The sequence below is a fragment of the Stenotrophomonas maltophilia genome, assembly GCF_001676385.1.
In the GTDB taxonomy this organism is placed as follows: Bacteria; Pseudomonadota; Gammaproteobacteria; order Xanthomonadales; family Xanthomonadaceae; genus Stenotrophomonas; species Stenotrophomonas maltophilia_J.
In genome coordinates this window covers 76,518-87,167 of the sequence record NZ_LYVJ01000006.1, presented here as the reverse complement: position 1 = coordinate 87,167, position 10,650 = coordinate 76,518, and the positions used below count along the sequence as shown (strand labels likewise).

Annotated in this window: 11 protein-coding genes; 7 read left to right on the top strand and 4 right to left on the bottom strand. The window is 62.4% G+C overall.

All coding sequences use genetic code 11. The features are described 5' to 3' along the window. Positions 1-33 precede the first annotated feature (33 nt). The 4 genes from A9K58_RS09200 (at position 34) to A9K58_RS09185 (ending at position 3,169) form a co-directional block, all read left to right on the top strand. Entirely contained in the window at positions 34-789 is a 756-nt protein-coding gene (locus A9K58_RS09200; protein ID WP_065199100.1) for a multiubiquitin domain-containing protein, read from the top strand. Further along, on the top strand, positions 764-1,945 hold the full coding sequence (locus tag A9K58_RS09195; protein WP_065199099.1) for a ThiF family adenylyltransferase: 1,182 nt from the start codon (positions 764-766) through the stop codon (positions 1,943-1,945). Before A9K58_RS09200 ends, A9K58_RS09195 begins: the two co-directional genes overlap by 26 nt. Continuing rightward, the gene (locus A9K58_RS09190) at positions 1,942-2,421 is read left to right on the top strand and encodes a ubiquitination-like system serine protease family protein (protein WP_065199098.1); all 480 of its coding nucleotides are present in this window, start codon (positions 1,942-1,944) and stop codon (positions 2,419-2,421) included. Before A9K58_RS09195 ends, A9K58_RS09190 begins: the two co-directional genes overlap by 4 nt. Before the next feature lie 88 nt (positions 2,422-2,509). After that, the gene (locus A9K58_RS09185) at positions 2,510-3,169 is read left to right on the top strand and encodes a GIY-YIG nuclease family protein (protein ID WP_065199097.1); all 660 of its coding nucleotides are present in this window, start codon (positions 2,510-2,512) and stop codon (positions 3,167-3,169) included. A gap of 380 nt (positions 3,170-3,549) precedes the next feature. Here the strand turns inward: A9K58_RS09185 and A9K58_RS09180 are convergent, their stop codons facing one another. Continuing rightward, positions 3,550-3,906, bottom strand: a complete 357-nt coding sequence (locus A9K58_RS09180) for a hypothetical protein (RefSeq protein ID WP_065199096.1) — start codon at positions 3,904-3,906, stop codon at positions 3,550-3,552. Between the two features lie 548 nt (positions 3,907-4,454). Continuing rightward, positions 4,455-5,372, bottom strand: a complete 918-nt coding sequence (locus A9K58_RS09175) for a LysR family transcriptional regulator (protein ID WP_065199095.1) — start codon at positions 5,370-5,372, stop codon at positions 4,455-4,457. Between the two features lie 96 nt (positions 5,373-5,468). Here A9K58_RS09175 and A9K58_RS09170 point away from each other — a divergent pair, with 96 nt between their 5' ends. The 3 genes from A9K58_RS09170 (at position 5,469) to A9K58_RS09160 (ending at position 8,023) form a co-directional block, all read left to right on the top strand. Further along, positions 5,469-6,308, top strand: a complete 840-nt coding sequence (locus A9K58_RS09170; RefSeq protein WP_065199094.1) for a type 1 glutamine amidotransferase domain-containing protein — start codon at positions 5,469-5,471, stop codon at positions 6,306-6,308. Between the two features lie 81 nt (positions 6,309-6,389). Beyond that, entirely contained in the window at positions 6,390-7,184 is a 795-nt protein-coding gene (locus A9K58_RS09165) for an SDR family NAD(P)-dependent oxidoreductase (protein ID WP_065199093.1), read from the top strand. A 107-nt stretch (positions 7,185-7,291) separates the two neighbouring features. Further along, positions 7,292-8,023 (top strand): hypothetical protein, encoded by a 732-nt coding sequence (locus A9K58_RS09160; protein ID WP_065199092.1) that lies wholly within the window; start codon positions 7,292-7,294, stop codon positions 8,021-8,023. Between the two features lie 67 nt (positions 8,024-8,090). Here A9K58_RS09160 and A9K58_RS09155 read toward each other — a convergent pair whose 3' ends face one another. Together A9K58_RS09155 and A9K58_RS09150 are read right to left on the bottom strand one after the other, a co-directional pair. Beyond that, positions 8,091-9,974, bottom strand: coding sequence for a DUF2075 domain-containing protein (locus A9K58_RS09155; RefSeq protein ID WP_065199091.1), 1,884 nt, complete (start codon positions 9,972-9,974; stop codon positions 8,091-8,093). Then, complete coding sequence (locus A9K58_RS09150) at positions 9,971-10,345, bottom strand: nucleotide pyrophosphohydrolase (protein WP_065199090.1); 375 nt, start codon at positions 10,343-10,345, stop codon at positions 9,971-9,973. Before A9K58_RS09150 ends, A9K58_RS09155 begins: the two co-directional genes overlap by 4 nt. Positions 10,346-10,650: the final 305 nt, after the last annotated feature.

Here is a 10,650-nt window from a genome sequence, read left to right as displayed (position 1 = left end):
GCGACCTGGCACATACCTTAAGAGGATTTGACAATGAGTACCCATTACGACGATATCGATGACGTGGGCCAGGCGTTGCGGGAGAACCGCCCGCTGAGGGTGGCCCGCGCCTACCGGATTCACTTTGCCCTTGATGGCGTGGATTTCCGCCCTGTCATGGTGACCGATCCCGTACCGACTGGCCGCCAAATTCTGGCGGCGGCCGGGCTGGATGATCGTGACGACGTCACGTTGTGCGCCATCCTGGCTTCGGGAGACTTCGAGGACGTCTCCCTCAACGAAACGTTTGACCTGCGCGGGCAGGGCGCTGAACGCTTCATCGCGTTTCGTACGGACCGCGACTTCAAGCTCACGCTCGATGGCCGTCAACTGATCTGGGGGCAGTCGTCGATCTCGGGTGAGGCGCTTTACGTCTTGTCGGGCATCGGTGCGGATCAGGCGGTTTTCCTCGAAGTCCGCGGTGGTACGGACCGCATGATCGAGCCCGAAGACCGCATCGATCTCACCGAGCCGGGCGTGGAGCACTTCGTCACGGCGCGCCGCCCGGTGAAGGGATACGTCATCGTCGTGAACTCGCGCGAGGAGCCGGTACCGGAGAAGCGTGTCACGTTCGAGCAGGTGGTGCAGTTGGCGTTCCCCGGCTCACAGGTCGAGCCCAACGTCCGCTACTCCATGACCTATCGTCATGCGGCCTCCAAGCCGCACGCAGGTGAGCTTGCCGAAGGCGGTTCGGTCGAAGTTCAACATCACGGGACGATCTTCAATGTCACGAAAACTGTTCAGTCTTAATGCGGACCTGCGCCAGTTGCGCGAGGAGGGCTACTTCGTGCAAGCCGTGGGCGGTTTGCTGGTGATGCGCGAAGTGCCCTACGTCGATGCCCAGAAGCGGTTGCGCGCGGGAACGCTTGTGTGCCCCCTGGACTTGGCCGGGGATATGACCTGTAAGCCTTCGACTCACGTTATGCATTGGGATGGCGATTTTCCGTGCCGTGCCGATGGCACGCCGCTGCGCGAAATCGCGCACCAGTCCCAGCTCTTCAATCTGGGCCACGGTGTGACGGCCCAGCACGCCTTTTCGAGTAAGCCGGGGCCCGACGGCTATCCGAACTTCTACGAGAAGATGGCTACCTATGCGTCCATCCTCGCGGGCCCTGCGGCGGTGCTGCAACCGGGCCTCAGCCCGCGCATCTTCCGTGCGCCTGACGACACGAAGACCGACACGATGTTCAACTATATTGATACCGCCTCGGACCGCGTGGGCATCGGTAACCTGTCCGAAAAGCTGGAGGGCGAGATCATTTCGGTGATTGGCACGGGCGGCACCGGGAGCTATATAGTGGATCTCGTAGCCAAAACGCCAGTGCGCGAAATTCGCCTGTTCGATGCCGACGAGTTCCTGCAGCACAATGCCTTTCGCGCCCCAGGGGCTCCGTCGCTTGAAGAGTTGCGCGACGCGCCGAAAAAGGTCGATTACCTCAAGGGCATCTACGGCAGGATGCACCGCGGTATTGTCGCGCATCCGGTCAAGCTCGATCACACCAACGTCGAGCTGCTGAATGGCACCACCTTCGCATTTCTCTGTATGGACGCCGGGGAAGACAAACGCGTGGTGGTACAGAAGCTCGAAGCCTTTGGTGTGCCCTTCATCGATGTTGGCATGGGTCTGGAGCTGGTCGACGGTAGCCTGGGTGGGATCTTGCGCGTGACCACCAGCACGCCCGAGAAGCGCGAGCATGTCCATGCCGGACGCATCTCGTTTGCGGGGGGCGGCGAGCGCGACATCTATGCCTCGAACATTCAAGTCGCCGATCTGAACGCGTTCAACGCGGTGCTCGCCGTCATCAAGTGGAAGAAGCTCCGTGGCTTCTATCGCGATCTGGAACGCGAGCACCACTGTACGTACACCACCGATGGCAACCTATTGCTTAACGGGGATCAGGCATGACGCGCATCACGACGCTCGAGCATCGCTTCGTACGCAACGTGCCGAGGGAACTCGTCCCGGGCATCTTGTATGTGTCGATGGACTACGCGACGGTAGTGCATAGCTGTTGCTGCGGCTGCGGCGAACAGGTGGTGACGCCGTTGTCTCCGACCGACTGGAAGATGACCTACGACGGCGCATCGGTCTCCCTGTCACCCTCGATCGGCAACTGGCAACTGCCGTGCCGCTCGCATTACGTGATTCGCCAGGGCCGGGTTATCGAGGCCGGACCTTGGAGTGCGGCTCAGGTTGCGGCTGAACACCGGCGCGACCAGGCAGCCAAGGCACGCTTCTATGGGCGGCAAGACGAGCACGAGCGAGCCGAGGATGGAGACACCGGTCGAGTGGTCTTCGAGGCTACGCCAGCGTCGCGTCGCTCTGGCAACTGGTGGTCTTCCGTCGTTGCCTGGTTCTCGGGTAGTAAGTCGGACAAGTAGTCGGCATGCGGCATCATGGTGTCTTTTACAACAGAGTTCCGGCACGCTTGTCGGCGTGCTGGAGCATTTAGGGAGAGGAGGGCAGCCCATGGTCCCAGGGTATGTCTATATTTTGGTCAACCCGAGTATGCCGGGCTTGATCAAGATCGGGCGAACACTACGCGACGCCCGTACGCGTGCGCGCGAACTTTCGTCCACGAGTGTGCCAACGCCGTTCCAAGTGGCCTTCGAATTGTTTGCTGAACAACATGAGGCGCTGGAAGCGAAAGCACATCTTGCGCTGACCGATTTTCGTGTCGATGCGGCGCGCGAGTTCTTTCGGTATCCGCTCGACAAAGCCATTGCATTGCTACTCGATTTGGCCGAGCCTTCCCAGAGTCCGGCAGCACAGTACGTGGCGGAAGACGTGACACAACGGCTTCGGGAAAGATATCCGGCGTACCTGCGCTCGAATATCGCCTCCGTCAGGATCGTTCAAGTACCTGGCCGTGTCTGGCTGGAGATCACGACGGAGGAAGAGAGCGCCGGGTATCTTGTGGATCAGACCATCCAACGCACGGATTTGGCCTTCATTGCTGACACGGATGAGCCTTTTTTCCGACCGGAAGATGACGTCCGTTTGAACGCGGATAAGCTGGTGAACGAGTACGACGCATACTCAATCGTTATGACGGCGGACCTGTTTCACGACGAGGCGTGCCGGCAGGTCGAGCGAGAGCATCAGGCGCAGAGACGTCGCCTCGCTTGACATATGAGCACCGAACGGTCTTAGTCGTTGCCGTAATCCGGTTCGTACTCGATTTCGCGCTCTTCGAGGTCGTAATGCGTGTCAACGTCCAGGCCAGCCAAGGCCACTTCATCGCTGCCTTCAAGTGCCAAGCCGCAGGTGGGGCAATGAAATTCCAGCGAGTAGTACCCGGTTTCGACAATCTCGAAGCCGGGTTCGGCCCCTGACTGGTCGTCGGCCAGTTCCTCGTAAGCCTCTTCGCCGCCAACGATGCCATACGCACCGCAAGCTGGGCATACCTCTAGCCAATCAGGCGTTGAAGGTTAGCTACTGGCTCGGAGCGGCACTGGTCGAAGTGAGGCTCGACCAACCCTCCCGTAAGTGTGCTCCGATCGAGCAGGTCACTCTGGCCTAACCTCGTGGCAAGCCCACTCAACCAGCCCGCGGCAAGCCAGAAACAACCCATCCACCACCCCCTCATCCAGATGCCGCTCCGGCTCCGCTGCCACCCGGCAGCGGTCTGCCGCGTGTAGCAGCTCCAGCACCGTCAGTGCGCCAACCATCGCGCGCTCACTTCTAGCCAGGCTCATGCGGCGGCCGGGTGAGACATCGGTTTCTGGCCAAGGATGCCCATCTGCACCCTCGCAGCCGCGCATGCGCTTGAGAATGCCGAGCAGGGAGTTCAGGTCGGGCAGGGGAGTGTCGTCGTTGATGGGTTCAACAACGGTGTACGAGGAGAAGGTGTCGGATTCGTTCATGGCGTCGGCTTCCGTGGCTGTGCTTAACAGCGCCACCGTGAAGAGGTGGCGGACGATGCGTGGCTGCAAACCGGAAGAAGCGATGTCATAAACCGGTGGGCCCGAAAGCCCCCACGCACCGCCCGCCAGAAAGGCCGACGGATTGCCCGCCGGCACCGGTTAAGCACGGTGCCGACGGGCAAGCGCAAACTACAGACATCGCTTTCTTCGGGTTTGCAGACCCGAGCCACCCGTTGTCGGTGGCGCGCCATGGTGTTTACGCCGCCTCTCCGAATGCCAATAGAAATTCGCGAAGGAATCGTCGAATCCGAGAGCGAAGAACTATTGTTGCATGCGCCATTCGTGCAGCACGCGACGCCAGCAGACGCATTAGCGCAGCCGCTCTGTTGATGGCGAACCAATGTGGCGCAATCGCCTATGCCACAAGCAAATAGCGCGACAGCCTTCTTTGCAATAGTTCTTAGTCCGCCTCGCCAAGCAACGGCGCGCGATCAGCTGCACACCTCGAAAATCGGTTCAAACCCGACACCGTTAACAAGCTCGCAGCTTCAACCAGCGCGATTCTCACCCGCATTCCCCACCAGCAACTCAATCATCGCCCGCGCCGCCGCAGACTGTCGCCGATGCGGCGCATAGATCACCGAGAACGGCCGCGACCGCCCACGCAGCTGCGGCAGCACTTCCACCAACTCCCCACGCTGCAACCGCGCGCGCACGATGAATTCGTAACTCTGGCAGATGCCGATGCCCTGTTCGGCCAGCGACACCACGCCCAGCACATCGTCGGAGGTCTCGATGGACGAACGCGGCAGCCAGTCCACATCGCGCCCGTCGTCTCGGAAGATCCACGGGGCCAGCCGCCCGGTGCGCGGCATCACAAACGGCAGGCACAGGTGCTGCTGCAGGTCGTCCAGCGTCTGCGGCGTGCCGTGGCGCTGCAGATAGTCCGGCGCGGCCACCAGCAGCAGCGGCGCGTCTTCCAGCTTTCGCCCCACCAGCCCGCTGTCCGGCAGCTGGCCCAGGCGGATGGCCAGGTCGAAGCCTTCGGCCACCAGGTCCACGTTGCGGTTGGTGATGTTCAGTTCCACCTGCACCTGCGGGTACTGCTGCGCAAAGCGCGCCAGCACGGGCGGCAGCCGGTAGTGGCCATAGGTGGTGGGCACGCTCAGGCGTACGCGGCCAGCCAGCGCACCGTCCTGGGCCAGTACGTCGCGCTCGGCGTCGTCCAGCAGGCCGAAGGCGGTGCGCACCTGTTCCAGATAGAGCCGCCCGGCGTCGGTCAGGCCCACGCGGCGGGTGGTCCGCTGCAGCAGCTGCCGGCCCAGCCGCGCTTCCAGGCGGGTGACCGCGCGGCTCAGCACCGAGGGCGTGGTGGACAGCGCCACCGCGCCGGCAGTGAACGAGCCATGCTCGACCACCGCCAGGAACACCTCCACATCGCCCAGATAGTCGAACTTGCGGCTCATTTGGCTCTCCGGGGAACAGATGTTTTGCGATGGGGCCAATTTATCGCCGCTGCGGCGATGAATAAAGTGGCTCCCATTCCCCGATAGGAGTTCCCCATGAACCTGATGACCCGGCTGGCGGCAGCGCTGGCCCTGACCCTGGCCGCGAGCGGCGCGCAGGCCGCCAACGTGCTGGTGGTGCTGTCCGACGAAAACCACCTGGACCTGAAGGACGGCAAGGCGCTGTCCACCGGCTTCTATCTCAACGAGCTGATGCAGCCGGTCAAGCTGCTGCTGGACGCGGGCCACGAGGTGACCTTCGCCACGCCGCAGGGGCGGGCGCCGACGGTGGATGCGTCCTCGGTGACGCCGGCGTACTTCGGCAACGATGCCGCGCAGCTGAAACTGCACAAGGAATTGCTGGAGAAGCTGGCGCTGACCTCGCCGACGGCATCGCCGGTGGTCAGCCTGGCGCGCATTGAGCAGCAAGGCTACGCGCGTTTCGATGCGGTCTATATCCCCGGTGGCCACGCGCCGATGCAGGACCTGCTGAAGAGCCCGGCGCTGGGCCGGCTGCTGGCCGACTTCCACCAGCGCAACAAGACCACCGCGCTGGTCTGCCACGGGCCGATCGCGCTGCTGTCCACGCTGCCGAATGCGGCGGGTTTCGTGGCAAAGCTGGAAGCCGGTGCGATGCCGGCTACGCCGAAATGGATCTACAGCGGCTACCAGATGACGGTGATCAGCAACCAGGAAGAAGAGCAGGCCAAGCCGCTGCTGGGCGGTGGTGAGATGAAGTTCTACCCGCAGACCGCGCTGCAGCGGGCAGGTGCGAAGTTCAGCAGCAACACCACGCCGTGGACCGGGCATGTGGTGGTGGACCGCGAGCTGATTACCGGGCAGAACCCGGCGTCGGCGCTGGAGGTGGGGCAGCGGTTGGTGGAGCGGTTGAAGTAAGCCAGACAGCACATCTGTTTTTTCGGTGAGTCCTGCGCTCGGCGCGCGGGACGCCCACTTCCTACTCGAAGGATAAACCTCGTGGATCTTCAACTGGCGGGCAAGACCGCACTCGTCACCGGCGCGACCGCCGGTATTGGCCTGGCTATCGCGCGCACGTTGGCACGCGAAGGCGTAAGCGTGACCCTCACCGGGCGTGACCCGGGAAAGCTGCAGGCAGCCATGGCCGAGGTCAGCGCTGGGGCGCCGGGCGCGCAACTGGCTACGGTGGTGGCTGATCTGGCCAGCGCCGACGGCGCGGCCGCCGTGATCGCGGCACAGCCCGATACCGATATCCTGATCAACAACCTGGGCTACTACGAAGCGAAGGCCTTTGCCGACATCAGCGACGATGACTGGATGCGCATGCTGGAGGTCAACGTACTGTCCGGCGTGCGCCTATCGCGGCACTACTTCCCGCGCATGCTGGAACGTAATTGGGGCAGGGTGATCTTCATGTCCAGCGAGGTAGGTGCGTTCACGCCGCCGGACATGGTGCATTACGGGGTGAGCAAGTCGGCGCAGCTGGCGGTGTCGCGTGGCCTGGCTGAGCTGACCCGCGGCACCGGGGTGACGGTCAACAGCGTGCTGCCGTCGGCTACACGCTCGGAGGGCATTGTGGAATACCTGCGCCAGACCGCGCCGCGACCGGGCATGACCGATGCAGAGATTGAAGCGCACTTCTTCCAGACCTACCGGCCCAGTTCGCTGATCGCGCGGATGATCGAGGCCGACGAGATCGCGGCGATGGTGGCGCTGCTGGCAAGCCCGTTGGGCGCGGCCTCCAATGGTGCAGCAGTGCGCGTAGAGGGCGGGACCTACCGATCCATCCTGTGACGCTGCGGTTGGGCCGGTTTGGCGCGTGCTGTAGCGCGTGGCACCATGACGAACTGGCCTCGCTCCTTGGGCGGGGCCGTTTCCCCAAGCAAGCCCTCGAACACAACATGCGAACGTCCTTCTTCATTCTCTCCGCCCTGTGCCTTGGCCTGCTGTCCGGCTGTGCCAGTGGCCCGGAGGAGCACGCCTCAAGCCGCGAGATCACCAGTGCGTTCGTGGCCGACGACGGCCAGCTGTACCTGTTGCCGCGCTATGACGAGCCGATGCGTTTCAATGCCGCGCCGTTCCGCGAGTACCGGGCGCTGATGGACAGCCCGCTGCGCGAGGCGGTGGCCTGCGCGCAGATGTACTTCCATGAAGACTGGCGCGACCCGGCGAACAAGGCCAAGGTGCACGGCAGCTATGCGCTGCTGCTGCGGCCGGAGCAGGTGACGGCGGAGCAGGCCGCGCAGTTCAAGCTGGAGCGGATTGAGGTCGCCCCGCGTGAGGCCAAGGCCGTGGAGGAGCGGGCGCGCTACTACCTGCCGATGGACCGGACCCGCTACGCGCTGGCGTTTGATCACGCCTGCAATCTTTCAAGGAAGGGCGGCAGCTATTACAGCGCGCTGTTCGAGGGCGACGGCGAGCAGGTGCAGTTGCCGGATGCTGCGGCACTGGCGGAGAAGGGGAAGCTGGCACAGCCGATCAATGCGCGGGCGCAGCGGATCCTGCCGGAGAGGGAGGACAAGCCGGGTGTGGGTTCGGCGGCCGGTAAGGTGCTGGGCGCGGCGTTGATTCCAGTGGCCGTTCCGGTGTTTGTGTTGAGCCTGCCGTTCCTGGGGCCGGATCATTGGAAGTGATGAGGCGTTGAGGCGAGAGCCAGCCGTGTGGCGTGGACCTATCGGGGATGGCCGTCAGGTGGAGCGCTTAGGCCTCCACCTCAACCGACTGTTCTGCGGCTGCCTGTCGCTGCAGCCGGGCCCTGAAGTAGGCGGCAACCTGCGGGTCGGTTGCGTAGACGTAGCAGCCCTTCATCCCTCGGGTCATCAAGGTGCGGTAGGTGTTCCTGATGATGGTGTCTGCAAGCTCGGCGGCATGGGCGGGATGGGACTTTGACAGCTTTACGAACCCCTTCATGGTCTTGTCGTGCCGGTCCCGCGCGCGAGGTACGGTCTTGAGCTCGCCGTCTTCCACGACCAGGTCCGGCCCGATGATCACCCCAATGTAGTCGACTTCCAGCCCTTGGCAGGTATGGATGCAGCCCACCTGGTCAATCGAGTCTGCGGAGACGATCCAGAGGCTTCCGTCCTTGTCCAGGTTCCATTGCCGCCGGTAATTGCCGATGACAATGTCCATCTCCTTGCTGTTCTTCTTGCTGTTCCAGGGCCAGCAGTAACCTGCTACTACGCGTGCGCGGTTGCCGGTGTTCTTTGATTCAATGGCAGCATGCAGCGCGGTCGGGTCGTCGAATATCTGGAAGTCGTAATTGATCCCGTCCAGTGTGGGGTTCGCGGTTGGGCGGATCTGCAGCACGTCATCCAGCCATGCCAGGTAGCCGTCCGAGCCCGCGCAGCGGAACTGCGATGACAGGGCGTACTCTTCCACGGTAGCGCCGCGGGCAATCGCAAATTCCCGGATGGCTTCCTTGGTGCCGATATCCTTGAGCGTGACTCGTTGATCCTCATCAATGAAGAACACGCTGCACAGGGCAGCGTTGATCAGCTCCATGATCTGGTTCTTGCCCTCGTTTCCGTAGAATCCGCCTTGCTCGGTAAGCCGGTGTGCTTCGTCGACAATCAGCGCGTCGAATTCGTTCTCAGGGGAATCAATAAAGGCTCCGGAACCGCCAAAGAAATGGTGCAGGCGCGCATTGTCCTTCGATTTTCCAAGCGCATTGCTGTAGACCGCACGCGGTGCGGCATTCTTCGAGATGTACTTTACGTTCAGGCCATCGCGTAGCGTGGCCAGAAGATTCACAGCGACGACTGATTTGCCCGTACCTGGGCCGCCTTCAACGATGACGACACGGGGTTTCCTGTCTGCGTGGGCCTGAGCACATGCCGCCTTGGCTGCTTCGAATACATGCTTCTGCTCGTCCAGCAAGGTGAACGCACCATTCCCTGACAGGAGCCGATACACTTCGTCGGCGAGTACCTTGGAGGGGCGGATACGCCCGCTGTCCAGTTCGGCCAACACCGGGAGGCCGTTACCCCTACTGGTATACTGACCAATGAAGGTGCGCAGATCCTGAAGGTCGGACGAGCCCTTCAGAAAGAGCGGGGCACGCTGGATGTAAGGCTGGTAGTGCGGCGAGTCGATCACGCCGTCCCGCACATAGTTGTGCAGGTAGGCACAGGGGTGAAGCTGGAGCTTGCCTTCGTAGACGGCTTCATTGAAGCCCTCCAGGAAGGTGGAATAGGACCATGCCTGATAACTGGGGTGGACGCGTAGGTCTCCCGGGCGTAGCTCGATCATCGCGTCACGAGCGGAAGGCTTGATCACCGACCACTGCTTGAGTTCGACAATGATGACGTGGGGCGACCCGTCCGCGGCGTGGCCGGTCAGGACAACATCGATGCGCTTTCGCGATTGCGGAAGAATGAACTCCACTGCCACGCCGATGTCCCCGGGAATGGAGGGGTGATTCAGCGCGCGAGCGACATATCTCAGCGAATCACGCCAGGAAACGACTTCGGAGCTGCTGACCCTGGTGTTCGTGGCTGCCTTGTAGCTGGCGAGGATGACCTCCTCGATCTCCTCATTGTTGCAGTCACGAAGGAACGCGTCCTTGTCCGCCTGATAGACGATCATGGCTGCGCCAGCTTGTTGTACTTGGTGCTGACGCCACGGGAGAGGTCCACCGGGTACTTGGCGGCGTTCGTGGCCAGCTTGCTGCTGACGGCTTCATTCAAGTCGATGCCGAGCACGTCAGACAGTCGGATGAGGTACAAGGCTACGTCGGCGATCTCGTCGCGCACGGCCTTGGCGGTGGCTTCAGAGGACGCTGCCTTGAAGGAGTCAGCCTCCGTCATCCACTGGAAGATTTCGTTCAGCTCTCCAACTTCACCAGAGAGCGCCATGACAAGGTTCTTGGGGGAGTGGAACTGAGCCCAGTCACGGGCTTCGGCGAACTCCCTGAGCGCTTGGGCAGCGCCCCGAACCTCAACAAGAGGGTGATCCATGGCATGGCCTTATGCGACACGATATGGCCAATTCTACCCATCCCGGCAGGGCGTAAGCGACACACACGCGTTGATGTCCGGAGAATCGACTGGGATATGAAACAGCCCCGGTCGGTGAAGGGCGGGCGCCGCAACACCGTCAGTAGGGCTGAAGACAGTAGCTACAATGGCTTCCTGCACCCGATGGAAGCTCATCATCATTGGAAGTGGGGGGTGATAAGGCGAGAGCACCAACGCGTGGCGTGGATCTACCGGGCCCTGCAAGCAGGGCGTCGCCCATCCTGAACGATCATCCAGGAGATCTG